Origin of the sequence: Achromobacter sp. (assembly GCF_050285565.1) — a bacterium.
Classification (GTDB): Bacteria; Pseudomonadota; Gammaproteobacteria; order Burkholderiales; family Burkholderiaceae_B; genus Achromobacter.
In genome coordinates, this window is record NZ_JBLZXG010000005.1 from 239,132 (window position 1) to 264,307 (window position 25,176).

Annotated in this window: 19 protein-coding genes; 11 read left to right on the top strand and 8 right to left on the bottom strand. The window is 69.5% G+C overall.

The window, feature by feature from the left end; genetic code table 11:
* Positions 1 to 42: 42 nt before the first annotated feature.
* From ACN6O8_RS12400 to ACN6O8_RS12415, 4 genes are all read right to left on the bottom strand, one after another.
* Positions 43 to 414 (bottom strand): hypothetical protein, encoded by a 372-nt coding sequence (locus ACN6O8_RS12400; RefSeq protein WP_427991342.1) that lies wholly within the window; start codon positions 412 to 414, stop codon positions 43 to 45.
* 101 nt (positions 415 to 515) lie between these two features.
* Positions 516 to 1,856 carry a heavy metal sensor histidine kinase gene (locus tag ACN6O8_RS12405; RefSeq protein WP_427991343.1) on the bottom strand — a complete coding sequence of 447 codons (1,341 nt, stop codon included), beginning with the start codon at positions 1,854 to 1,856 and terminating at the stop codon, positions 516 to 518.
* Positions 1,856 to 2,545, bottom strand: a complete 690-nt coding sequence (locus tag ACN6O8_RS12410; RefSeq protein ID WP_020925543.1) for a heavy metal response regulator transcription factor — start codon at positions 2,543 to 2,545, stop codon at positions 1,856 to 1,858. Before ACN6O8_RS12410 ends, ACN6O8_RS12405 begins: the two co-directional genes overlap by 1 nt.
* A gap of 183 nt (positions 2,546 to 2,728) precedes the next feature.
* Positions 2,729 to 3,067 carry a DUF4148 domain-containing protein gene (locus ACN6O8_RS12415; RefSeq protein WP_427991344.1) on the bottom strand — a complete coding sequence of 113 codons (339 nt, stop codon included), beginning with the start codon at positions 3,065 to 3,067 and terminating at the stop codon, positions 2,729 to 2,731.
* A 255-nt stretch (positions 3,068 to 3,322) separates the two neighbouring features.
* Between ACN6O8_RS12415 and ACN6O8_RS12420 the strand changes: the two genes are divergently transcribed.
* From ACN6O8_RS12420 to ACN6O8_RS12440, 5 genes are all read left to right on the top strand, one after another.
* Positions 3,323 to 4,567 carry a TolC family protein gene (locus ACN6O8_RS12420; protein WP_427991345.1) on the top strand — a complete coding sequence of 415 codons (1,245 nt, stop codon included), beginning with the start codon at positions 3,323 to 3,325 and terminating at the stop codon, positions 4,565 to 4,567.
* A gap of 14 nt (positions 4,568 to 4,581) precedes the next feature.
* The gene (locus tag ACN6O8_RS12425; RefSeq protein WP_427991346.1) at positions 4,582 to 5,805 is read left to right on the top strand and encodes an efflux RND transporter periplasmic adaptor subunit; all 1,224 of its coding nucleotides are present in this window, start codon (positions 4,582 to 4,584) and stop codon (positions 5,803 to 5,805) included.
* Between the two features lie 16 nt (positions 5,806 to 5,821).
* Positions 5,822 to 9,007 (top strand): CusA/CzcA family heavy metal efflux RND transporter, encoded by a 3,186-nt coding sequence (locus tag ACN6O8_RS12430; RefSeq protein ID WP_427991347.1) that lies wholly within the window; start codon positions 5,822 to 5,824, stop codon positions 9,005 to 9,007.
* A gap of 150 nt (positions 9,008 to 9,157) precedes the next feature.
* On the top strand, positions 9,158 to 10,189 hold the full coding sequence (locus ACN6O8_RS12435) for a glycosyltransferase family 2 protein (protein WP_427991348.1): 1,032 nt from the start codon (positions 9,158 to 9,160) through the stop codon (positions 10,187 to 10,189).
* Positions 10,173 to 11,627 (top strand): ArnT family glycosyltransferase, encoded by a 1,455-nt coding sequence (locus tag ACN6O8_RS12440; protein ID WP_427991349.1) that lies wholly within the window; start codon positions 10,173 to 10,175, stop codon positions 11,625 to 11,627. Before ACN6O8_RS12435 ends, ACN6O8_RS12440 begins: the two co-directional genes overlap by 17 nt.
* Before the next feature lie 10 nt (positions 11,628 to 11,637).
* Here ACN6O8_RS12440 and speB read toward each other — a convergent pair whose 3' ends face one another.
* Together speB and ACN6O8_RS12450 are read right to left on the bottom strand one after the other, a co-directional pair.
* Positions 11,638 to 12,684: an agmatinase gene (gene speB, locus ACN6O8_RS12445; protein ID WP_427991350.1), complete on the bottom strand. Its 1,047-nt coding sequence runs from the start codon at positions 12,682 to 12,684 to the stop codon at positions 11,638 to 11,640.
* Positions 12,681 to 14,081 (bottom strand): sodium:solute symporter, encoded by a 1,401-nt coding sequence (locus ACN6O8_RS12450; RefSeq protein WP_427991351.1) that lies wholly within the window; start codon positions 14,079 to 14,081, stop codon positions 12,681 to 12,683. Before ACN6O8_RS12450 ends, speB begins: the two co-directional genes overlap by 4 nt.
* 253 nt (positions 14,082 to 14,334) lie before the next feature.
* Here ACN6O8_RS12450 and ACN6O8_RS12455 point away from each other — a divergent pair, with 253 nt between their 5' ends.
* From ACN6O8_RS12455 to ACN6O8_RS12465, 3 genes are all read left to right on the top strand, one after another.
* Complete coding sequence (locus ACN6O8_RS12455; RefSeq protein ID WP_427991352.1) at positions 14,335 to 15,252, top strand: LysR family transcriptional regulator; 918 nt, start codon at positions 14,335 to 14,337, stop codon at positions 15,250 to 15,252.
* Between the two features lie 111 nt (positions 15,253 to 15,363).
* Complete coding sequence (locus ACN6O8_RS12460; protein ID WP_427991353.1) at positions 15,364 to 16,473, top strand: YcjF family protein; 1,110 nt, start codon at positions 15,364 to 15,366, stop codon at positions 16,471 to 16,473.
* A gap of 127 nt (positions 16,474 to 16,600) precedes the next feature.
* Complete coding sequence (locus ACN6O8_RS12465; protein ID WP_427991354.1) at positions 16,601 to 18,682, top strand: sensor domain-containing protein; 2,082 nt, start codon at positions 16,601 to 16,603, stop codon at positions 18,680 to 18,682.
* A gap of 29 nt (positions 18,683 to 18,711) precedes the next feature.
* Here the strand turns inward: ACN6O8_RS12465 and ACN6O8_RS12470 are convergent, their stop codons facing one another.
* On the bottom strand, positions 18,712 to 19,782 hold the full coding sequence (locus ACN6O8_RS12470) for an ornithine cyclodeaminase (RefSeq protein WP_427991355.1): 1,071 nt from the start codon (positions 19,780 to 19,782) through the stop codon (positions 18,712 to 18,714).
* 155 nt (positions 19,783 to 19,937) lie between these two features.
* Entirely contained in the window at positions 19,938 to 20,885 is a 948-nt protein-coding gene (locus tag ACN6O8_RS12475) for a LysR family transcriptional regulator (protein WP_427991356.1), read from the bottom strand.
* A gap of 112 nt (positions 20,886 to 20,997) precedes the next feature.
* Here ACN6O8_RS12475 and ACN6O8_RS12480 point away from each other — a divergent pair, with 112 nt between their 5' ends.
* The 3 genes from ACN6O8_RS12480 to ACN6O8_RS12490 all read left to right on the top strand — a co-directional run bounded on the left by ACN6O8_RS12480 (position 20,998) and on the right by ACN6O8_RS12490 (position 25,139).
* The gene (locus tag ACN6O8_RS12480; protein WP_427991357.1) at positions 20,998 to 22,236 is read left to right on the top strand and encodes an MFS transporter; all 1,239 of its coding nucleotides are present in this window, start codon (positions 20,998 to 21,000) and stop codon (positions 22,234 to 22,236) included.
* Positions 22,237 to 22,506: 270 nt separating this feature from the next.
* Positions 22,507 to 23,643 (top strand): quinolinate synthase NadA, encoded by a 1,137-nt coding sequence (nadA, locus tag ACN6O8_RS12485; RefSeq protein ID WP_427991358.1) that lies wholly within the window; start codon positions 22,507 to 22,509, stop codon positions 23,641 to 23,643.
* A 20-nt stretch (positions 23,644 to 23,663) separates the two neighbouring features.
* Positions 23,664 to 25,139, top strand: coding sequence for an L-aspartate oxidase (locus tag ACN6O8_RS12490; protein WP_427991359.1), 1,476 nt, complete (start codon positions 23,664 to 23,666; stop codon positions 25,137 to 25,139).
* Positions 25,140 to 25,176: the final 37 nt, after the last annotated feature.

Here is a 25,176-nt window from a genome sequence, read left to right on the forward strand (position 1 = left end):
GGCCATGCTGGGCGGCATGGCCGCGCCGTCGGCGGCGCCGGTTCAGCGCGCATCCTGCAACTCCCTGCAAAGCGCGGCCTCGAATTCCGGTCCGCTGCGCATCCGCAGATACGTCGCGTAGCGTTGCCGATAGCGCTCGCTGAAGACGTCGGGCAAGGGACGCGCGCGTGACAGCTGCGCCATGCCGGATGCGCGCCAGACCTCGACGTCGGCGCGCACTTCTTCGCGCGTCGTTGCGCCCTGCGCGCGCCGCGCGGCGAACTCGCGCCGCGCCTCGGCCGGCACGTCGCATTGCCAGTCCACCGCCGCGGCGCCGTCCAGGCCAGGCGCCGGCCGGGCCGCCGATGCGGGCCAGGCCGCGGCCAGGCCCGCCGTCACCATGGCGGCACATGCCGCCCGCTTCCATCGCTGCATAAACGCTCCATCGCGCTCGGACCCGCGCACCCTCACAGGGGCGCGGCCAGCGTACAGAAGCAGTCTAGGCAAGGCATGCCAACAGAATCCGCACAGGAAAATTAGTTTTCTGTAATGGGGCGGTCGGCAATCCAGAAGCCGATGGTGACGACGCCGCCCTCGGAGCACGCGAACGGCCTGCCGCCGTGCATGCGGGCGATGGCGGCGACGATGGCCAGTCCCAGCCCATGGTGGTTGGCATCGAAGGGCCGCGCCGCGTCCATGCGGTAGAAGCGGTAGAACAACCGCGGCAGATGCTCCTGGCCGATGGGATCGCCCTGGTTGCGCACGGCGACGCGGATGCCCGCCTCGCCCCGGTCGACCAGCAGATCGACGCGACTGCCCCGATGCGCATAGCGCACGGCATTGGACACCAGGTTGGAGACCGCCCGCTGCAGCAGCGAGCGATCGGCCTGCGCCGCCGCCTCGCCCGAGACCGCGAACGACAGGCCCGCGTCCATGGCTTCCGCTTCATGGTAGTCCGCCACCTCCGACAACACCTGCGCCAGGCTCGGGATCCAGGCGCCGCGCGCTTGCGCGCCGCGGTCGGCCTGCGACAGGAACAACATGTCGTTGACGATGCCGGACATCCGCTGCAGTTCCTCCAGGTTCGATCCCAGGATTTCGCGCAACTCCCGCTCCGAACGCCGGCCGCTCAGCGCCAGTTCGGTCTCGCCGATCAGCGTCGCCAGCGGCGTGCGCAGCTCGTGCGCCACGTCGGCGTTGAAACCCTCCATTTGCACATAGGCGCGCTCCACCCGTTGCAGCACCGCATTGAACTGGTGCACCAGCGGTCGGATCTCCTCGGCCTGGTGGCTTTCGTCGAGCCGCTCGCCGATGCGGTCGGGCGACAGCCGCGCGGCCTGGCGGCCCAGTTCGTCGACCGGCGCCATGGCGCGCCGCACCAGCCGCGTGCCGAGCGCCGACACCACGATGGCGCCGGCCAGCGCGCAGGCGAACAGGGTCCAGGCCAGCGCGGCCCGCAGGTGCAGGTCGGAGGTGATGTCCAGCACCAGTTCCGCATTCATCGAGCCGCCGGGTGATCCGGGCACCGGCAGGGTGAAACTGATGCGTCTGTCGTGACCGGCGTCGCTGTCATCGGGCAGGCCGTAGACCACCTTTCTACCATCGATCTCCAGCGCCAGCGAAAAATCGGGCCGGCCATAGAAGAAGTCGTCGAGCTTGTGCCGCAGCGAGGCCGAATCGCCCTTGGCCGCGTTCTCCTCGACCAGGTGCTTGATCACCTCCATCTTCTGCGCCAGCAGCGCCTCCTGGCGAATCGACAGGTTGCGGTTGGTGGCCCAATAGACCGCCACGCACACCAGCCCCAGCCCGGCGAACGTCAGGATCGCCAGCCAGCGCGTGAGCCAGCGGCGCAATGACCTGGGGCGCGGCGCCGGCATCAGTCGTCCCGCGTTTCCAGCACGTAGCCCATGCCGCGCACGGTATGCAGCAGCTTCTTCTCGAACGGGTCGTCGACCTTGCCGCGCAGGCGCCGCACCGCCACCTCGACCACGTTGGTGTTGCTGTTGAAGTTGATGTCCCACACCTGCTCGGCCAGCTCCAGGCGCGACAGCACCTCGCCCTGCTTGCGCATCAGCAGCGCCAGCAGGGTGAATTCCTTGGCGGTCAGGTCCAGCCGGGTGCCGGCGCGGTAGGCGCGCCGGCGCAGCAGATCGAGTTCCAGGTCGCCGATGCGCAGCACGTTCTGGCCGCCGGCCTCGGCCACGTTGTGGCCGCTGCGCCGTCCTAGCGCCAGCACCCGCGCCAGCAGTTCAGACAAGGCGAACGGCTTGGCAAGATAGTCGTCGGCGCCATCGCGCAGCCCCTTGACGCGGTCTTCCAGCTTGTCGCGCGCGGTCAGCATCAGCACCGGCACGCGGTCGGTCTTGCGCAGTTCGTGCAGCACCGAAAAACCGTCCATGCCCGGCAGCATCACATCCAGCAGAATCAGGTCGTACTGGCTTTCGCGCGCCAGGTGCAGGCCGCTGACGCCGTCCATCGCCACGTCGACCACGTAGCTGTGCTCGGTGAGCGCGCGGCGCAGGTATTCGGCGAGTTTCTTTTCGTCTTCAATGACCAGTATTTTCATGAGGCCCCGGATGGAGAAAGGGACGAACCGCGACGCAGTGCCACCCTATTCTACGTTCGCGGCGTCGGAATACGACAGCCGCCGTCCACGCGCCAGGGCGCGGGACGGCGGCGGCGGTCGGGCCGCACCGGTTTCCGCCCGCGGCGCGCTGGCCGCGAACGGCGCGGAAACGACGGGGCGCGTTCAACCCGGGGTATAGATCGCGTCCAGCCGGGCGCGTTCGGCCGGCGTCATCGCCTCGACTTCCGCCAGCGCGTCAGCGCGGGTGCGCGAGGTGCCCTGCTTGGCCCAGCCCGGCTTGCCCAGGTTGTAGTAGGTGAAAAACCACTGGCGCCTGTCGGCCTTGGCGGCGGCCAGTTCGCTGGCGACCTGCTCGCCGGTCTTGCCCATGGCCGCATGGTCCGGCGCGATGCTGTAGCCGATCTCGGTGTTGGTCGGGTGCCAGGTGCTGTTGGCGCTGGCCAGGGCCGGCACGGCCAGGGCGCCGCACAGGGCGAGGGTGGCGACGATGCGTTGTTGCATGAGGATATCTCCCAGTTTCGGTGACTTGCCGGGGCGGCCAGGACGCCGCGCCTGCACGCTTTCTGTTAAGCGGTGAAGACACTCTACGGACACGACCGCGTCAATTCGCCAACACGCCGATTACGAATTCGTAAGGCGCGCGGACCTTACGAAAATGTCATTTTTCTGTCGAGGATCTGACGAGGCCCGTTGGATAGAGTGCTCACCAATGCCTGTCTCAGCCCGAGTCCGTGGCGCCCTCCCTTGGTTGACCTCATGCGTTTATCCCCGATACCGCTCCTCGTGGCGGCCGCCGTCTTCCTCTCGCCCGCCTGGAGCCAGGCGGGCCCCGGGGCGGCCGCGCCAGCGTCCCGCGTCGCGCCCGCCCTGACCCTGGAACAGGCGCTGGCCGCCGCTTATGAACGCAGCCCGCTGTTGGCGGCCGCGCGCAACGAGGCCGCGGCCAGCGAAGGCCAGGTCACGCAGGCCGGCGTCATCCCCAACCCCAGCCTCGAAGTCGGCATCGACGACAACCGCCGCAGCACGCGCACCACCACCACCGCCCTGAGCATGCCGGTCGAACTGGGCGGCAAGCGCGGCGCGCGCATCACGGCCGCCGGCCTGGCGCGCGACATCGCCCGGCGCGATCTGTCCGGCGCGCGCGCCGACCTGCGCGCCGCCGTCATCGCCGCCTTCTTCGACGTGGCGGTGGCGCAGGAAACGGTACGGGTGGCGCAGGGCACGGTCGAGATTGCCCAGAACGCCCTGCGCCTGGCTGAACGGCGCGTGGCGGCTGGCAAGGCGCCGCCGCTGGAAAGCAGCAAGGCTCGCGTCGAACTGGCCAACTCGCGCATCGAAGCCCGCGCCGCCGACTCCGCGCTGGACGCGGCGCGGCGCAAGCTAGGGCAGTTGTGGGGCGCGCCGGAAGCGGATTTCGCGCGGGTCAGCGCGGACCTTCAGACCCTGCCACGGCGCGACGCCATCGACGACCTGCGCGCCGCGCTGGCCGCCTCGCCGCGCATGGAGGCGGGCCGCCTCTCGGTCGAACTGGGACGGGCCCAGCTGGAGGTCGAGAAAAGCAAGCGCTATCCCGACATCACGCTCAGCGCCGGCGTCGCGCGCGACAACGAACAGGGCCGCAACAAGGCGCAGTTCGGCGTATCGATCCCCCTGCCGCTGTTCGACCGCAACCAGGGCAACGTCTATTCGGCCACGATGCAGTCATACAAGGCGCACGACCTGTACCGCGAGCTGGAGTCGCGCCTGACCGCCGACCTGCTGCAATCCGTGTCGCGATTCGACCTGGCCGCCAATTCGGTGCGCGAGTACCGCGGCACCGTGCTGCCCGGCGCCAACGAGGCCTACGAGAGCGCCCGCAAGGGCTTCGAGGCCGGCAAGGTCAGTTTCCTGGAAGTGCTGGACGCGCAGCGCACGCTGTCGCAAGGAAACATCGCTTACCTGAACGTCCTGGCCAGCGCCTATCAGGCGGCGGCGGACATCGATCGCATTCTCGGACGTTGAACCTTATTCCTCCCATGACCATGCACACCGCGCTTTCCGCCTTTTCCCGACCGGCGCTGGCCGCCGCCCTGTCCGCCGCCTGCCTGCTGGCGCTGGCCCTGCCACGCCCGGCCCAGGCCGACGCCGCCGGCGATGGACACCGTCACCCGGCCGCCGACGCCGCGCCGCAGGCCAAGGCCGGCGAGGCCGAAGCGGCTGCCGATCACAATGAAGACAAGATCACGCTGAGCGCCGAGCAGATCCAGGCCGCCGCCATCGGGATCGAAACGGCCGGCCCCGCCAAACTGGAAACCGCGTCGCGTTTCCCCGGCGAGATCAAGTTCAACGCCGACCGCACCGCGCACGTGGTGCCGCGACTGGCCGGCGTGGTGCAGGAGGTATCGGCGGACCTGGGCCAGCAAGTGAAAAAGGGCGACCTGATGGCGGCGCTGTCGAGCACCGCGCTGTCGGAGCTGCGCAGCGAATGGCTGGCCGCCAGCAAGCGCCGCGACCTGGCCGCCGCCACCCACCAGCGCGAACTCAAGCTGTGGCGCGAGAAAGTCTCGGCCGAGCAGGACTACCAGCAGGCGCGCACCGCGCTGCAGGAAGCCCAGATCGCGGTGCAGAACGCCGCGCAGAAGCTCGCGGCCATTGGCGCGCCGCCGCAGTCCAATGACCTGAGCCGGCTGGAGATCCGCGCGCCGTTCGATGGCGTGGTGGTCGAGAAACACATCGCCCTGGGCGAGGCGCTGGCCGACACCGCCAGCATCTTCACGCTATCGGACCTGCGCACCGTCTGGGCGGAGTTCGTGATCGCGCCCAAGGACCTGCAGGACGTGCGCGTGGGCGAGGCCGCCAGCGTCGACTCCGCGGCGTTCTCGGGCCGCGCCAGGGGCGAGGTGTCGTACATCGGCTCGCTGCTGGGTCAGCAGACCCGCACCGCCACGGCCCGCGTCACCCTCGACAACCCCGACATGGCCTGGCGCCCGGGCCTGTTCGTCTCGGTCAACGTGGTCACCAGCAGCGCCGACGCCGCGGTGGTGGTGGCGGCCGACGCGGTCCAGACCGTCGAGAACGAATCGGTGGTGTACGTGGAAGTGCCGGACGGCTTCCTGGCGCGGCCGGTCAAGCTGGGCCGCGCCACGGGCGAGCAGGTCGAAGTGCTGTCGGGCCTGGCCGCCGGCACCCGCTACGTCGCCCGCAATGCCTTCGTGCTCAAGGCCGAGCAGGGCAAGGCCAGCGCCAGCCACGCGCACTGAGCCGGAGCACGCAGACATGTTCGAACGCCTCATCCGCTTCGCCATCGAGCAGCGCTGGCTCGTCATCTTCGTCACCCTGGGCGTCGCCGCCATCGGGGTCTACAACTACACCCGGCTGGCCATCGACGCCGTGCCGGATATCACCAACGTGCAGGTGCAGATCAACGTCGGCGCGCCCGGCTATTCGCCGCTGGAGACCGAGCAGCGCATCACCTATCCGATCGAAACCGTCATGGCCGGCCTGCCCGGTTTGCAGCAGACCCGCTCGCTGTCGCGCTACGGCCTGTCGCAAGTGACGGTGATCTTCCAGGACGGCACCGACATCTATTTCGCCCGCCAGCTGGTCAACCAGCGGCTGCAGGAAGCCAAGGAGAGCCTGCCGGAAGGCATCACGCCGACCATGGGGCCGATCTCCACCGGCCTGGGCGAGATCTACCTGTGGACGGTGGAGGCCGAGCCGGGCGCCAAGAAGGAAGACGGCACGCCCTACACGCCGACCGACCTGCGCGAGATCCAGGATTGGGTCATCAAGCCGCAGCTGCGCAACATCACCGGCGTCACCGAGATCAACTCGATCGGCGGCTTCGCCAAGGAATACCAGGTGGCGCCCGACACCGAGCGGCTGGCCTCCTACGGCCTGTCGCTGACCGACATCATGACGGCGCTGGACCGCAACAACGCCAACGTCGGCGCCGGCTACATCGAGCGCAAGGGCGAGCAGTACCTGATCCGCGCGCCGGGCCAGGTGCGCTCCATCGACGACATCCGCGACGTGGTGCTGACCGCCGTGGACGGCCAGGCCATCCGCATCCGCGACGTGGCCGAGGTCGGCATCGGCCGCGAGCTGCGCACCGGCGCGGCCACCGACAACGGCCAGGAAGTGGTGCTGGGCACCGTCTTCATGCTGATCGGCGAGAACAGCCGCGCGGTGTCGCGGGCGGTGTCGGCGCGCATCGACGCCATCAACAAGACCCTGCCGGCCGGCATAAAGGCCGTCACCGTGTACGACCGCAGCAACCTGATCGACAAGGCCATCGCCACGGTCAAGAAGAACCTGCTGGAAGGCGCGACCCTGGTGATCGTGATCCTGTTCCTGTTCCTGGGCAACATCCGCGCCGCGCTCATCACCGCCATGGTGATCCCGCTGTCGATGCTGTTCACCTTCACTGGCATGGTCACCTACAAGGTCAGCGCCAACCTGATGAGCCTGGGCGCGCTGGACTTCGGCATCATCGTCGACGGGGCCGTGGTGATCGTCGAGAACTGCGTGCGGCGCCTGAGCCACGCGCAGGAACAGCAGGGCCGGCCCCTGACACGCAGCGAACGCTTCCACGAGGTCTTCGCCGCCGCGCGCGAGGCGCGCCGGCCATTGCTGTTCGGCCAGCTGATCATCATGGTGGTGTACCTGCCGATCTTCGCGCTCAGCGGGGTCGAGGGGCGCATGTTCCATCCCATGGCCCTGACCGTGATGCTGGCGCTGCTGGGCGCGATGATCCTGTCGGTCACCTTCGTGCCGGCGGCGGTGGCGCTGTTCATCGGCAAGAAGGTCTCGGAAAAGGAAAACCGCCTGATGCTGTGGGCCAGGCGCCGCTACGCGCCGCTGCTGGACCTGGCCCTGCGCCGCACGCCGCTGGTGCTGGCCGCGGCCACCCTGTTCGTGGCGGTGTGCGGCGTGATCGCCGCGCGCATGGGCAGCGAATTCATCCCCAATCTGAACGAGGGCGACATCGCCATCCAGGCGCTGCGCATTCCTGGCACCAGCCTGAGCCAGTCGCTGGAGATGCAGAAGCAGCTGGAGACCCGGCTGAAGCAGAAATTCCCCGAGATCGAACGCGTGTTCGCCCGCACTGGCACCGCCGAGATCGCCTCCGACCCGATGCCGCCCAACATCTCCGACGGCTACATCATGCTCAAGCCTCGCGATCAGTGGCCCGCGCCGCGCAAGACCCAGGCCGAGCTGTTGCAGGCGATCCAGGAAGAGGCCGCGCGGATTCCGGGCAACAACTATGAGTTCTCGCAACCGATCCAGCTGCGCTTCAACGAGCTCATCTCCGGCGTGCGCAGCGACGTGGCGGTGAAGATATTCGGCGACGACAACGAGGTGCTGAACCGCTCCGCCGCCGAGGTCGCCCAGGTGCTTCAGGCGATTCCCGGCGCCTCCGAAGTCAAGATCGAGCAGACCACCGGCCTGCCGGTGCTGACGGTCAACATCGACCGCGCCCGCGCTGCCCGCTACGGCCTGAATCTGGCCGACGTGCAGGACGCCCTGGGCATCGCCATCGGCGGCCGCGAGGCCGGCACCTTCTTCCAGGGCGACCGCCGCTTCGACATCGTGGTGCGCCTGCCGGAGACCGTGCGCGAGAGCATCCCGGCGCTGCGCAAGCTGCCCATCGCGCTGCCCCGGAGCGAAGGGCAGACCCAGACCGCCTACATCCCGCTGTCGGAAGTAGCCACCTTCGATCTGGCGCCCGGCCCCAACCAGATCTCGCGCGAAGACGGCAAGCGCCGCATCGTGGTCAGCGCCAACGTGCGCGGCCGTGACCTGGGCTCGTTCGTGGCCGACGCCGAGGCGGCGCTGGCCGAGAAGATCAAGGTGCCCGCCGGTTACTGGACCGCCTGGGGCGGCACCTTCGAGCAGCTGCAATCGGCGGCGCAGCGCCTGCGGATCGTGGTGCCCGCCGCGCTGCTGCTGGTGTTCGGCCTGCTGTTCGCCATGTTCGGCAACATCAAGGACGGCCTGATCGTATTCACCGGCATTCCCTTCGCGCTGACCGGCGGCGTCATCTCGTTGTGGCTGCGCGGCATTCCGCTGTCGATTACCGCGGCGGTGGGCTTCATCGCGCTGTGCGGCGTGGCGGTGCTGAACGGCCTGGTGCTGCTGTCGTTCATCAGCTCGCTGCGCGAATCCGGCAAGCCGCTCGACCAGGCGGTGCGCGAGGGCGCCCTGACGCGGCTGCGGCCGGTACTGATGACCGCGCTGGTGGCCTCGCTCGGCTTCGTGCCCATGGCAATCGCCACCGGCACCGGCGCCGAGGTGCAGCGGCCGCTGGCCACGGTGGTCATCGGCGGCATCATTTCCTCGACCATCCTGACGCTGTTGGTGCTGCCGGCGCTGTACCGGCTGATGCACCGCAAGGATGCCGAAGAGGTGGAGTTGGCCGAGAGCGAGGCGCGGCGCCAGGAGCGGCCGGCGGCCGGATGATCGCCGTGGCGGGCCCGCGTCGCGGGCCCGAGCTTGCGCAAATGTAATGTGACCGTCAGCGCGCTGTCGAGGGCGGCTCAATAGAGTGGTGGCACGTCGGCGCCGCACGGCCGGCGCGGCCCGCCCGATCGACTGAAAAGTACCCAGACCATGCGTCCCTATCTCGATATCCCGCCCCCGCCGCGCGCCCAGCCGCGCCCGGTGCAAATCTCCATCATCATCCCTTTCCTGAACGAACGCGAAGTGCTGCCGTTGTGTCACGCGCGGCTGCGGCAGGTCCTGGACGCGCTTGGCGAGCCGTGGGAGATCGTGTTCGTCGACGACGGCAGCCAGGACGGCAGCGCCGAATACCTGGCGGGCCTGATGGCGTGCGAAGCCGGATTGAAACTGGTGCGGCTGAGCCGCAACTTCGGCAAGGAAGCCGCCATGACGGCCGGCCTGGAGCATGCCTCGGGCGCCGCCGTGATCCTGCTGGATGCCGACCTGCAGGATCCGCCGGAGCTGATCCCGGACATGGTGCGGGCCTGGCGCGAAGGCGCCGACGTGGTCTGCATGCGGCGCCGCAGCCGCGCCTGCGAAAACTGGTTCAAGCGCGCCTCTGCCTATGCCTACTACCGCCTGCTCAGCCGCCTGAGCCGGGCCGCGATCCCGGCGGACACCGGCGATTTCCGCCTGATGAGCCGGCGCGCGGTCGACGCGCTGCTGCGGCTGCCTGAACGCTGCCGCTACATGAAGGGCTTGTATGCCTGGATCGGCATGCCCACGCGCGTCATCGACTACGACCGCGCGCCGCGCGCCGCCGGCGCCACCAAGTGGAACGTCTTTGCGCTGCTGCGGCTCGCGCTGGAGGGCATCACGTCGTTCTCCACGGCCCCGCTGCGCTGGGCCACGATCGCGGGCATGACGGCCGCGCTGCTGGGCGCCTTGTTCGGTATCATCATCATCTTCAAGACACTGATCTACGGCCACGACGTCCAGGGTTATCCCTCGCTGATGGCCATGATCACGTTCCTGAGCGGCATCCAGCTGATCACCATCGGGTTGTTGGGCGAGTACATGGGCAAGACTTATATGGAAACCAAGCAGCGCCCGGTCTACCTGGTGCGCGACGTACAAGGCAGCGCCACGATGGCCATGCCGCTGGCCGAAGCCGCAAAGGGTCCGCGTGTGGTTAACTGCTAAGGGCCTGCTGCTGGGCCTGATCGGCATCCTGGCGCTGCGGCTGCTGGCCATGGCGGCAATGCCGTTCGCGGACACGTCCGAGCCGCGCTACGCCGAGATCGCCCGCCTGATGGCGACGACCGGCGACTGGATCACGCCCTGGTTCGAACCCGGCGAACCGTTCTGGGGCAAGCCGCCGCTGGCCTTCTGGGCCCAGGCCCTGTCCATCCGCCTGTTCGGCCTGTCCGAACTGGCGGTGCGCCTGCCGTCCTGGCTGGCGATGCTGGGAGTGCTGGCGCTGGTCCACCGCTGCGGGCGGCAGTTGCGCGGCGAACAGGCCGCGCGCTGGGCCACACTGCTGTTCGCCACCATGCTGCTGCCGTACGCCAGCGCCGGCGCGGTGCTGACCGACGCCTTCCTGGCCCTGGGCATCACGCTGTCGATGGTGTCGTTCCTGCTGGCGCCGCGCGATCCACGGCCGCTCTGGCGCTACGGCTTCTTCGCCGGGCTGGCCATCGGCCTGCTCGCCAAAGGGCCGCTGGCGCTGGTGCTGACCAGCGGCGCGATCGTGCCCTGGATGCTGTGGCACCGCAACGCGCGCGCGCAGTTAAGCGCATTGCCGTGGGCGGCTGGCATCGTCCTGACGCTGGCGTTGACCTTGCCCTGGTACATCGCGGCCGAGCTGAAGACGCCGGGATTCCTGCGCTACTTCATCCTCGGCGAGCACATCCTGCGCTTCGTCGATCCAGGATGGGAAGGCGACCGCTACGGCTCGGCCCACGAGCGCCCCTACGGCAGCATCTGGCTGGACTGGCTGCTCGCGACCATGCCGTGGGGCGCCGCCTGGCTCGGCCTGTTGCTGTGGCCCCGGCGCGACGCGCCGCTGGGGCGCCGCGTGGCCGCGGCGGCGCGCGACCCCGACCAGACCTATCTGCTGACGTGGGCACTGGCCACGCCGGCGTTCTTCACGCTGTCGGGCAACATCCTGTGGACGTATGTGCTGCCGGCGCTGCCGCCCGTTGCGTTGGCGCTCGGCATGCGGGTGGCGCAATGGCGTGACGCGCGCCAGGGACGCCTGATGCTGGCGGGCATGACGCTGGCGCCCGCCGCCGCCCTGGTCCTGGCCCTGCTGGCCTGGCTGCTGCCGACGCACTACAAGACGGAAAAACAACTGGTGCAGCGCGCCGAAGCCGCCATGCAAGGCGGCGATCGGCTTTATTTCGTCGGCAGCCGCCCGTTCTCCGCCCGTTACTATTCGCGCGATACGGCCGGCCTGGTGGACGGTCCGCAAGCCCTGACCGCGGTGCTGCCCGCCCCGGGCCAGCGGGTATTCCTCGCCGTGCGCAGGCGCGAGGCGACCACCTTGCTGGCGACCTGGCGCGGACAGGTCACGCCGCTGTACTCGAGCCGGCGCTACACCTTGCTGCAAGTGGCGGGCGAGGGCGCCACGGCGCCCTGACGCCGGCGCGTCAGCGCGCGCCGCGCAGCCGCATCAGGCTCAGGATCTCGAACAGGATCTGTGCGCCCGCGTGCGCCGTGTTGGCGGTGGCATCGTACGACGGGGCCACCTCCACCAGATCGCCGCCGACGATGTCCAGCCCTGCCAGCCCGCGCAGCATGGCCTGGGCCTCGCGCACCGTCACGCCGCCAACCTCGGGCGTGCCGGTGCCAGGCGCGAAGGCCGGGTCCAGGCAATCGATGTCGAATGACACGTAGACGGGCGCCTCGCCGACCACGGCGCGCGCCTGCGCGATGATCGCGTCCACCCCCAGGCGCGGGATGTCCTCGGCGTGGATCACGGTCATGCCGGACTCGTACGAAAACTCCCACAGGTATTCGGCCGAGCCGCGGATGCCGATCTGGATGGTGCGGGTCGGGTCGAGCACGCCTTCCAGCACCGCCTGCCGGAACGGCCCGCCATGATGGAAACGGCTGCCGTCGAACGGGCCGCCGGTATCGCAATGCGCATCGAAGTGCACCAGCGCCACCGGCTGCCGCGCGCCCAGCGCCCGCAGGATCGGCAGCGTCACGGAATGGTCGCCGCCCACCGACAGCGGCGTCACGCCGGCCGCCACGATCTTTTCGTAGGCGGCGTGGATATCCTCGTGCGATTGTTTCAGGCTATAGCGGCTGCGCATCGGCACGTCGCCGATGTCGGCCACCCGCAGCTCGCGCACCGGCGTACACCTGAGCGCGTGGTTGTAGGGCCCGACCCGCTCGATGGCGCGCAGCGCGCGCGGCCCGAAGCGACAGCCGCTGCGGTTGCTGGCCCCCAGATCCATCGGCACGCCCAGCAGCGCCACCTGCAGGTCGCCAAAATCCGGCTGATTCCAGTCGACCTGCCGCGCCGGCGCGTCCAGCAGTGTCGGCATGCCGGCATAGGGCGCGCTGCGCGTGCCGCTGTCGTCGATGACGTTGGCCGCCACCGCGCGAAAATGCGGGTCGTGGATGACGGCTTCGTTGGCGCCGCCGAACCGGGCGCGCAAGGCCGCCAGCTTCTCGCGGGTGAAACTCATGGAAGGCTCCTGGAAGAGGTTGCGCCGGGGACGGGCGCGGCCGCCTGTCCCATCAGGCTGACGATGATGAAACTGACGGCGCTGACGGCCAGGCTGGCGTAGATCGGCGTGTTGGCCGCCAACCCGTCTCGGATCATGAAGCCGACCGCCGTGGCGCAGCCCAGCAGCATGCTGGCGATGGCGCCCACGGTGCTGGCGCGGCGCCACCAGATGGCGCCCAGAATCGGCACCAGCATGCCGCCGACCAGCAGGTTGTAGGCGTAGGTCAGCGCGTCCAGCACGTCATCGACCACCAGCGCGATGCCGAGGGTAACCAGGCCGACCAGCAGCGTCATCAGGCGATGGCTGCGCACGTGGGCGAACCCGCGCCCGTTGCGCAGCGCCGGCAGCAGGTCCTCGGCCAGCACCGTGGACGACGCCAGCATCGCGGCGCTGGCGGTGGACATCATCGCCGCCAGCGCGGCCGCGATCACCAGGCCCCGGATGCCGGGCGGCAGCTCGGCCTGCACGATGGCGGCGAAGGCATTGTTGACGTTATCCAGATCGGGCAGCAGCACCCTGGCCGTCATGCCGATCAACGCGCCCACCAGGCCGTAGACGATGCAATAAACCCCTGCGGCGGCCCCGGCCACGCGCGCCACCCGCTCGCTGCGCGCGGTGAAGACGCGTTGCCAGATGTCCTGGCCGATCAGGATGCCGAAGAAATAGATCAGGAAATACGTAACGATGGTGGGCCAGCCGATCGCGGTGGCCTCGAAACTGGCCGCCGGCAGCTTCGCCACCAGCTGGTCCCAGCCGCCGACCCGGGACAGACAGATCGGCAGCAGCACGGCCATCAGGCCAACGGTCTTGATCAGGAACTGCACGATATCGGTCAGGGTCAGCGACCACATGCCGCCCACCGCCGAATACACCACCACCACGCCGCCGCCCACCAGGATCGCCAGCCAGAACGGCATGTCGAACAACACCTGCATCACCGTGCCGGTGGCGATCACCGAGGTCGCCGCCAGCATCAGGGCGTAGGCCATCATCACCAGCGCGCTGACATGGCGCGTGCGCGCGCTGTAGCGGAACTCCAGGATCTGCGTCACGGTGAAGATGCGCAGCTTCAGCAGCGGCCGGGCCAGGAACACGTTGAGCACGATGATGCCCAGGCCCAGCATGGCGCACAGCCAGAAGCCGGAGATGCCATGCACGTACCCCAGCCGCACCGTGCCGACGGTGCTGGCGCCACCGAGCACCGTGGCCGCCATGGTGCCCATGTAGAAGGCCGGCCCGAGATTGCGCCCGGCCACCAGGAAATCCTCCTGCGTCCTGGCCCGGCGCATGCCGTACCAGCCCAGCAACAGCATCGCGGCCAGATAGGCCACGACCACGCCTACATCGACAAACATGTCCTTCCCCTTGTCTCGTCGCGCGCCACACGCACGCTGAATGACCGCCGCCGGCTAAACAACTATTGGCATAGAAGTGAACTCGCCAAAACCGGACATGCCGGCCCCGATTCGCCCGCCTGCCGCCGGCGGCACCGGCGCCGGGTCGAATCGGCAACACCGATGGAATAATAGGAATCCGGACTTTTTTCATCCATGCCTAGTTCGGAAAATTCACATCGATGCCCATCAATGTTTAGTCGGTGATTACCCTATGCTCTCGACCGTTTCCGACCTCGACCTGCGCCTGATCCGCGTCTTTCTCACCATCGTCGACGCTGGCGGCGTGTCGGCCGCGCAGGCCTTGCTGGGCGTGGGCCAGTCCACCATCAGCAGCCAGCTCGCCACGCTCGAAACCCGCCTGGGCTTCACGCTGTGCGAACGCGGCCGTGGCGGCTTTCGCCTCAGCGCCAAGGGCGAGCGCTTCGACAAGCTGGCGCGGCGCGCGCTGGCCTCGCTGGACGACTTCAGCGCACAGGCGCGCAACATGCACCGGCAACTGGTCGGCAACCTCACGCTGGGCCTGATCGGCAACGCCACCATGGCGCAGAACGCCCGTATCGGCCACGCCATCGAGAAATTCCGCCGGCGCGACGAAGCGGTGCGCCTGTCGGTGCTGATCCGCAGCCCGCGCGAGCTCGAAGAACTGATCCTGAAAGACGAGATGCAGGTGGCCATCGGCTACTTCCTGCACCGGGTGCCGATGCTGGACTACACGCCGCTGTTCCAGGAACGGCAGATCGCCTACTGCGGCGCCACCCATCCGCTGGCCAGCCGTGCCGGCCGCGTCACCGAATCGGATCTGGCCGACGCCGACTGGACCTGGCGCACCTATCCGCTGCCCGAGTCCTCGTTCGCCGGACGTCCGCGCCGCATCACCTCCGAAGCCGACAACATGGAGGCCGCGCTGATCCTGATCCTGTCCGGCGCGCACCTGGGCTACCTGCCGGAACACTACGCCGCGCCCTATGTGGCGGCCGGCCTGCTGCACGCGCTCGACGCCGACGCCTATCACTATGACGTCGAGATCAGCATGGTGGCCAAGCGGCGCAGCCACCTGGACGACATCGCCGCGGCCTTTCTCGAAGACATGCGCGCGGCCCTCGCGGCTGCGCCCGGCGCGGCGCCGTGATATACCTGTGCCGCGCGCCACGCCCGTCCACGGGCCGCGCGCGCCGGGGCGCCCCGCGCGGTTTTGTCGCTAGAATCAACCCATGCCCCACTTCGCCGCCCGCCGCCAGCCATGAATCCGCCCCGCCACGACACGCCGCAGTTGCAGGACGCGATCGCCGATGCGATCAGCACCGCCACGCGCGGGGCGGGCCGCGTCAACATCCTGGTGGCCGGCAAGACCGGCGTGGGCAAGAGCACGCTCATCAACGCGGTGTTCCGCGGCGACCTGGCCAAGACCGGCGCCGGCAAGCCGGTCACACAGACCACGCAGGAATTCTCGCGCCCCGGCCACCCGCTCACCATCATCGATACCCGCGGCCTGGAGGTCGGCGACTACGCGCGTTCGCGCCAGCAGTTGACCGACCTGGTGCGCGAACGCGCCGCCGCGCAGGACCAGGACCGGCACCTGCACGTCGCCTGGCTCTGCATCCAGGACAGCAGCCACCGCGTCGAAGAGGCCGAGATCGAGCTGTGCGCGCTGCTGGCCGACGCCGGCATCGCGGTCATCGGCGTGCTCACCAAGGCGCGCAAGAACAGCCCCTTCCTGGAACAGGCCCGCGCGCTGCTGCCGCGCGCGCGGCAAGTGGTGGCGGTGCGCGCGCTGCCCGAACACATCGAGGAGCTGGGCGCGGATCTGCCGCCGATGGGGCTGGACGCCCTGATCGAGGCCACCGCGCAGTACATCCCCGAAGCCCAGCAGCGCGCCTATGCCAACGCGCTCTCGACCCGCAACCTGAAAGCGCTGGAAGTAAAAAAAAAGCGGGCTGAAATAGAGGTCAATGTGGCCGCCGGCCTGGCCGCCTCGGCCGCCGCCGCGCCGATCCCGTTCTCGGACGCGGTGGCCCTGGTGCCGATCCAGGTCGGCATGATCGCCAAAATCGGCATCACGTTCGGCATGGAACTGAACACCGCCGCCATCAGCACGCTGGTCACTTCATCGCTGGGCGCGTCCGCCGCCACGCTGGTCGGGCGCTCGGTGGTGTCGAGCCTGCTCAAGTTCATTCCCGGCGCCGGCAGCGCCGTGGGCGGCACCATCGCCGCCACCACCGCGGGCGCCATCACCAAGCTGCTCGGCAACGCCTACATCGCGGTGTTGTACGACTTCTGCCAGAAGCATCCCGGCCAGGACCTCGACATCCCGATGATCACGCAGGCCCTCAAGCAGCGCCTGAAACCCTGAACGCGCAACGACACGCCAAGACCGGGCGCAATACGCCAGGTTCGGCTTTTTTGCGCGACACCGGTAAATAAACGCGGCGGCACGACGTAAACGTAGTGCCGCCCATCCCGCAACGCCCGCCCATCCAATGATCATCGACAATTCCGACGTCATGTACCGACACCTCGTGCAAGGTGTGGTCGACTACGCTATCTACATGTTGAACCCCGACGGCACCGTCGCCAACTGGAATGCCGGCGCCGAACGCGCCAAGGGCTACACCCGCGATGAGATCGTGGGACGGCATTTTTCCTGCTTCTACAGCCCGGCCGACCAGGCCGCCAACCTGCCCGCGCGCGGCCTGGCCACCGCCCGCGAGCAAGGCCGCTTCGAGGCCGAAGGCTGGCGCATGCGCAAGGACGGCACGCCGTTCTGGGCCCATGTGGTGATTGACGCCATCCACAACGATGCCGGCGCGCTCATCGGCTACGCCAAGATCACGCGCGACTGCACCGAACGGCGCGAGCGCGAACTGCAGTTGCTGCACGCCAAGGAACTGGCCGAACGCTACAACAGCGAACTGACCTCGCTGTCGAGCTTCCTGGAAGCGGTGGTCTCGCACATCCCGTCGTGCGTGCTGGTGCTGGACGCCGTTTCGCGGCGCATCCTGCTGGCCAACCGGCAGACCGAAGCCGCCTTTGGCGCGCGCCGCGAGCAGATGCAGGGCAAGACGATCCAGCAATGCCTGCCGCCCGCGGTGCATGAGTTCTTCGAGCGCCTGACCAACGACGCCCTGCGTTCCGACGGCGCGCTGCGCGAGGCCGGCCAGGAAGAGGTGCCGACCGGACGTGGCCCGCGCACCCTGCGCAGCCGCACGCTGGTGTTCCACAGCAGCGACCCGCGTTCGCGCTACGTGCTGCTGATCGCCGACGACATCACCGACGAGAACGCCGCGCAGGCCCAGGTCCGCTACATGGCGCACCATGACACGCTGACCGGCATCCCCAACCGCCGGCTGTTCCGCGAGCGGCTGCTCAAGGCGCTGGCGCCCGACGGCCGCGAGCGCGGCGCCGCGGTGCTGTGCCTGGACCTGGACAACTTCAAGAGCGTCAACGACACACTCGGCCACCAGTACGGCGACGAACTGCTGCGCCAACTGGCGCGGCGCCTGGCCAGGAACCTGCGCGAGCAGGACACGCTGGCGCGGCTGGGCGGCGACGAGTTCGCGGTAGTGCTGCCCGGCATCGAAAAGACCGACGACCTGCGCCAGATGGCGCAGCGCCTGATCGACGCGGTGCGTGAACCCTTCCAGGTCGACGGCCACACCGTGCCGGTAAGCGTCAGCATCGGCATTGCCCGCGCCACCGCGCACGAAGCCAGCGCCGACCATCTGCTGCGCTACGCCGACATGGCGCTGTACGAAGCCAAGCGCAATGGCCGCAACTGCCTGGCGTTCTTCAAACCCGAGATGGAGGCGGCCGCGCTCAAGCGCCACGAAATGGAAATGGATCTGCGCCAGGCGATCCTGTCGCAGCAACTGCAGCTTTACTACCAGCCGATCAAGGACACCAGCCACGTGCGCACCGTCGGACGCGAAGCCCTGATGCGCTGGCGGCACCCCGTCAAGGGCCTGATCATGCCCAACGACTTCATCCCGATCGCCGAGGAAACCGGGCTGATCCACGAACTGGGCGCCTTCACGCTGCACGAGGCCTGCCGCGAGGCCACGACCTGGGACGCGCACGAAACCGTGGCGGTGAATCTGTCGGCCACGCAGTTCACCAACAGCGCGCTGGTATCGCTGGTGGAATCGGCCCTGGCCACTTCCGGCCTGGCGGCCGGCCGGCTGGAACTGGAGATCACCGAGTCGGTGTTGCTGGCCAACTCCGAGACCAACCTGACCACGCTGAACCGGCTCAAGCAACTGGGCGTGAAAGTGGCGCTGGATGACTTCGGCACCGGCTATTCATCGCTGGGCTACCTGCGCACCTTCGAGTTCGACAAGATCAAGATCGACAAGTCCTTCACCCAGGATGTCGAGTCGAGCAAGGAGGCGCTGGCCATCATCCGCGCCATCAACGGCATCGGCCGCAGCCTGGATATCCCCACCACCGCCGAGGGCGTCGAGACCGCGGCCCAGCTCGAAAGACTGACCCAGGAAGGCTGCTCGCATTTCCAGGGCTTCCTGCTGGGCCGGCCGGTATCGCACGAGCCGCCGCCGTCCGAATAGGGCGCGGGCGCGCGGCACGGCGCCGTCTCTCAATCCTTGAGCAGCGCCTGACCGGCGCGAGCCGCCGCGCGGCCGGCCGCCTGGCGGCCGCGGACCAGGTCGAACAGGTTCTTCGGATCAGCCAGGCGCGGCGCCACCTCGACGCGCGTGCCGCAGCCCTGCCTGACCGCGCAGTCGCGCAGCCAGCGCAGGGCCGAAAAATCCTCCAGCGCGAAGCCGACCGAGTCGAACACCGTGATGTCGCGCGCACGCCGGCGCCCGGCGCTCTGGCCCGTCAGCACGCGCCACAGCTCGGTCACCGCGAAGTCGGCCGGCATCTGCTGCAAGTCGCCCTCGATGCGTGTCTGCGGTTCGTATTCCACGAACACGGCGCCGGCGCGCAAGACATCGGCATGCAGCTCGGTCTTGCCCGGGCAGTCGCCGCCCACGGCATTGATGTGCATGCCGGGTTCGACCATCGCGGCGGTGAGGATGGTGGCATAGGCCTTGTCGGCCGTCACCGTGGTCACAACGTCCACCCCCTTGACGGCGGCGGCGGTGCTACCGAAGCGGCGCAGGCGCAGGCCCGGCACCTCGGCCAGATTGCGCGCCAGCTTGTCGCTGGCGGCCGGATCGACGTCGTACAGGTGCAGCGTGTCGATGCCCAGGATGTGGTGGAACGCCAGGGCCTGGAACTCGCTCTGCGCACCGTTGCCGATCAGCGCCATGCTGCGCGCGCCCGGCCGCGCCAGGGCGCGCGCGGCCAGCGCCGATGTGGCGGCGGTGCGCAGCGCGGTGGTCAGGGTCAGCTCGCTGATCAGCAGCGGTTCGCCGGTGCTGACCCGCGCCAGCGCGCCGAAGGCCATCACGGTGCTCAGGCCGGCCGCCGGATTGCCGGGGTGGCCGTTGACGTACTTGAAGCTGTAGAGATCGTGGTCGGCGGTGGGCATCAGTTCGATCACGCCGGTCGCCGAATGGCTGGCCACGCGCGCGCTTTTATCGAATTCCGGCCAGCGCAGGAAATCGGCCAGCAGATAATCCAGCAGGTCTGCGAACACCTGGCGCGGGCCCTGCGCGGCCACGATTTTGGCCACGTCGGTGGTGGTGAGCAGTGTCGTCATTGTTTTCCCCTGAAGATCCGTTACGGAAATTCTGTCCGATGCCCAGGTCAATGCCTAGCGCCCACTTTCCACACAAAATGCGGGGATCCTGCCATTCTGGCAACGGCCGATGCCACTTGTCGCAAACCGGCCGCAAGCGGCCCGCGATGCCGCCCTCAGGGCGCTTCCGAGCCGGCGCGCAATTCCGCCGGCAGGTGCTCGCGCATGATGTCGATGAAGCGCCGCAACCGTGCCGGCAGCAGGCGCGAGGGCGCGTACACCAGATACACCGGCAGGGGCTCGGCGCGCCATTGCGGGGCCAGTTGCACCAGTTGACCGCTGGCCAGCTCGTCGCGCAGGGCCCAGGCCGATGCAATGCCCGCTCCCAGGCCCAGCAAGGCGGCCTTGCGCAGCGCATACAGGCCGTCGGTGGACAGACGCGGCTGGATCTCGAAGCGGAACACTTCGCCGGTGGCGCTATGCGTCAGGCTGACCGCGTCGCGATAGAAGGTGCGCAATGCCAGCCACGGCAGGCGCGCCAGTTCCGACGGATGCTGGGGCACCGGCCCCTGGCCCAACAGCGACGGCGCCGCCATCACGCTGCGCGGCACCTCGCCCAGCTTGACCGCCACCACCGACGGATCCTGCACCGGCCCGACCTTGATGGCGCAATCGATGTTCTCGGCAATGAAGTCCGGCAGCCGGTCGTGCAACAGCCATTCCACCTGCATGCGTGGATACTGCCGCAGGTATTGGGCCAGGGCGTCCATGAACTGGTTCTGGCCGAAGGCGTGCGGCGCCACCACGCGCAGCGTGCCCGCCAGTTCTTCACCGGCCCCGCGCACGTCGCTCTCGAACGACTGCCAGGAAGCCAGCAGTGCCTTGGCCCGTTCGTAGCAGCGCTGGCCGTCCTCGGTCAGGCGGATGGCGTGGGTCGACCGCTGCAGCAGCCGCACGCCCAGGGTGCGTTCTAGCAATTGCAGGCGCCGGCTGACGGTGGGCTGCGTGCCGCCCAATTGCGCGGCGGCGGCCGACAGGCTGCCGGCCTCCACGATGCGCACGAAGGTTTCGATCAACAGCATGCGGTCGGTGCTGGTCGCGGCGGTCAGGACGGGCTTGGTCATACGCCTATCGTATAACGGATCTACCCGGACGACGGCTACCCAAGACCCGTTCGCGCGCTCAGAATCTGCGCCATACGCACCTCGCGGTGCCTTTCCTGAACGGATCTCCATCATGTCCCCAGATACCCGGGCGCCCGCCGCCCCCCCTTCCCAAGACCTGTCCGCCGGCCTCGTGCTGCTGCTGGCAATGGGCGCCGGCCTGGCCGTCGCGTCCCTGTACTACAACCAGCCCATGCTCGGCATCCTGGGCGCGGACCTGGGCGCCAGTCCCACCGCGCTCGGCTGGATTCCGACGCTGACCCAGCTTGGTTATGCATTCGGCATATTGATGCTGGCGCCGCTGGGCGACCGCTACGACCGCAAGCGCATCGTCCTGATCAAGGCCGGCGCGCTCAGCGCGGCGCTGCTGCTGGCTGCCGTCGCGCCCGCCATCGGCGTGCTGCTGGCCGCCAGCTTCGCCATCGGCCTGTCCGCCACCCTGGCCCAGGACATCGTCCCGGCCGCGGCCACGCTGGCGCCCGCCGCGCACCGCGGCCGCATCGTCGGCACCGTGATGACCGGACTGCTGCTGGGCATCCTGCTGTCGCGCGTCATCAGCGGCGTGGTGGCCGAGCAGCTCGGCTGGCGCGCGATGTTCCTGGCCGCCGCGGTCTCTATCCTGGCGCTGGGCGCGGCGCTGTGGCGCGGCCTGCCGGCGTTCACGCCGACCTCCCGGCTGCCCTACATCGAACTGCTGGGTTCCTTGCCCCGGTTGTGGCGCCAGCATGGCCAGTTGCGCCACGCCGCGCTGGCCCAGGGCCTGCTGTCGCTGGGCTTCAGCGCCTTCTGGTCGACGCTGGCGGTGATGCTGCATGGCGCGCCGTTCCATCTGGGCGCGGCCGCCGCCGGCGCCTTCGGCCTGGCGGGCGCGGCGGGCGCGCTGGCCGCGCCATTGGCCGGACGCTACGCCGACCGGCGCGGGCCCCATGCCGTCAGCCGCCTGGGCGCCGCGCTCACCGCCGTCTCGTTCGCGGCCATGGCGCTGCTGCCGCTACTGTCCGCCCACGCCGGCCTGTGGTTGATCGCGGCCAGCGCGATCGGCTTCGACCTGGGCATCCAGGTGGCGCTGATCGCGCACCAGAGCATCGTCTACAGCATCGACCCCGCCGCCCGCAGCCGCCTGAACGCCGTGCTGATGGTCAGCGTCTTCATCGGTATGGCCGCGGGTGGCGCGCTGGGCAGCCTGGCCCTGGCGCAATGGGGCTGGATCGGTGTGACCCTGGTGGCCACGACAGCGGCCATTGGCGCGCTGCTGCTGCGGATCTGGCCGGGCCTGCGCGCACGCCGCCAGCGTGCCGGTGTTCCGGCGTGACGCCCCGGGCGGGCGGCCGCGACGGCGCCCCGCTGACGCCCCTGATGGCGCCCATCCTGCGCGCGGCAGAAGACCGCCGCCGCGGCAGGGCGGGCACGGCCGCGACGGCGGTCTGCCTTCAGGAGCGCCGCTACCGGGCCCGCGCGCCCGGGGAAAAGCGGGAGGTGAAATTTCACCCGATCCGTTTTATGCTCAACAAAAGCATAAGTCGGCTTTTTTTTAATCAATTAATGCTCATTTTGAGTATTAAGCGCGCCCAAGGAACCCGCCATGACCGCCATCGCCCCCCGCGCCATCGCCATCGACCTGCCCGCCGCCGGCCACCCTGGCGCAGTCGGCCAGGCCTGGGCCCGCGTGCCCGCGCCCCTGTCCGCCACACAACGCGCCGAGGCAGCGCAACGCGTCCGCGCCTTGCTGGCACGCGAGGACGCCGCGCTGGTGGCCCATTACTACGTCGACGCCGAGGTCCAGGAATTGGCCGAAGCCAGCGGCGGCTGCGTCGGTGACTCGCTGGAGATGGCGCGCTTCGGCCGCGCTCATCCGGCCACGACACTGGTGGTGGCCGGCGTGCGCTTCATGGGCGAGACCGCCAAGATCCTCAGCCCCGCCAAGCGCGTGTTGATGCCGGACCTCGACGCCAGTTGCTCGCTCGACCTGGGCTGTCCCGCGCCGGCCTTCGCCGACTGGTGCGATGCCCATCCCGACCGCACGGTGGTGGTCTACGCCAACACCAGCGCCGCGGTGAAGGCGCGCGCGGACTGGGTCGTGACCTCCTCGATCGCGCTCGACCTGATCGCCCACCTGCACGCGCGCGGCGAGAAGATCCTGTGGGCGCCCGACCGCCACCTGGGCCACTACATCCAGCGCCAGACCGGCGCCGACATGCTGCTGTGGCAGGGCGCCTGCCTGGTGCATGACGAGTTCAAGGGCGCCGAGCTGGCGCTGATGCGCGCCGAATACCCCGACGCGCGCGTGCTGGCCCACCCCGAATCCCCCGCGTCGGTGCTGGCGCAGGCCGACGTGATCGGCTCCACCACGCAGTTGATCGAAGCCGCGCGCGCGCTGGACGCGCACCGCCTGATCGTCGCCACCGACATGGGCATCCTGCACAAGATGCGCCAGCGCGCGCCCGGCAAGACCTTCCTGGCCGCCCCCACCGCCGGCGACAGCGCCACCTGCAAGAGCTGCGCCCACTGTCCGTGGATGGCAATGAACGGATTGGCGGGCCTGGTGCACACCCTGGAACACGGCGCCAACGACATCCAGCTCGACCCGGCCGTGGCAACGCGCGCCAAGGCCCCGATCGACCGCATGCTGGACTTCGCCGGCGCGCGCAAGCGCCCGGTGCGCGCCAGCGGCGACCTGGCGCGCGATGGCGCGCTGTTCCAGCGGGTCGGCCCGGCCTGAACATCCACGGAGCGTCCGCCATGGCATTCGACGTCATCATCATCGGCAGCGGCCTGGCCGGCATGACCGCCGCGCTGGAACTGGCGCCACAGCGGCGCGTGGCGCTGGTCAGCAAGGGCCCGCTGCTATCCGGCGCCAGCCCGCGCGCGCAGGGCGGCATCGCCGCGCCCCTGGGACCGCGCGACAGCGTGGCCGCTCACCTGCGCGACACCCTGGACGCCGGCGCCGGCCTCTGCGATGCCCAGGCCGCGCGCGCCATCATCGACCAGGCCGGCGCGGCCATCGCCTGGCTGCGGGCGCGCGGCGTGGCCTTCTCGACCGAAGGCGCGGGGCTGCACCTGACCCGCGAAGGCGGCCATGGCCAACGCCGCATCGCGCACGCCGCCGACGCCACCGGCCACGCCATCATGACGGCGCTGGACGCGCAGGTACGCCGCCAGCCCGCCATCACGGTGCTTGAGCGGCACTGCGCCGTCGACCTGCTGCTGTCGGGCGCGCCCGGCGGCCGCTGCCACGGCGTGCGTCTGTTGGACCTGGAACGGCGCGTATGCCGCGACCTTGCCGCCGCCCAGGTGGTGATCGCCAGCGGCGGCGCCGGCCAGGTCTACGCCACCACCACCGCGCCAGCCGGCGCCACGGGCGACGGCATCGCCATCGCCGCGCGCGCTGGCGCCCGCCTCCAGAACATGGCCTTCACGCAGTTCCATCCCACCGGCCTGCATCACCCGCGAGGCGCAGGTTTCCTGATCTCCGAAGCCGTGCGCGGCGAAGGCGGGCGGCTTTGCCTGCCGGACGGCAGCCGCTTCATGCCCGCCCACGATCCGCGCGCCGAACTGGCGCCGCGCGAATTCCTGTTGGCGCACTTTCCCGCCATCCACGCGCACTGCCTGGCGCTCGGCCTGGACATCGCCACCACGCCGATCCCCGTCGCGCCGACCGCGCACTACACCTGCGGCGGTATCGCCACCGACACCCGCGGCCGCAGCAGCGTGGCGGGCCTGTATGCGGTGGGCGAGGCCGCCTGCACCGGCCTGCACGGCGCCAACCGCCTGGCCAGCAATTCGCTGCTGGAATGTGTCGTCATGGGCCGCGCCGCGGCGCGCGACATCCTGGCATCGCCCGCGACGCGCGCCGTGGCCGTCCCGCTGGCCGACACGGCAATGCCCGGTGCCGCTCCGGCGCACGCCACGCCTGCGGCAGCCTTCGCGGCGCCACTGCGGCAATCCCTGCGCGCCATGATGACGCGCGAAGTGGGCATCGTGCGCAGCGACGCCTCGCTGCGGCGGGCAGCCGACCACATCGCCGGCCTGAACCGGGCGCTCGCGTCGCGCGGCCATGCCGACACTCACCCTGAAATGCTGGAATTGCGCAACCTCGCCGGGGTCGCCGAGCTGATGGTGCGCGACGCCCGCGCCTGCCGGGAAAGCCGGGGCGCGCATTTCAACCAGGATCGGCCCGGCCGGGCGGCAGCGCCTGCGCCCGGAGCCTCGCCATGAGCCGCTGGCGGATCGCGGCGCCGGCGAATGTGACACT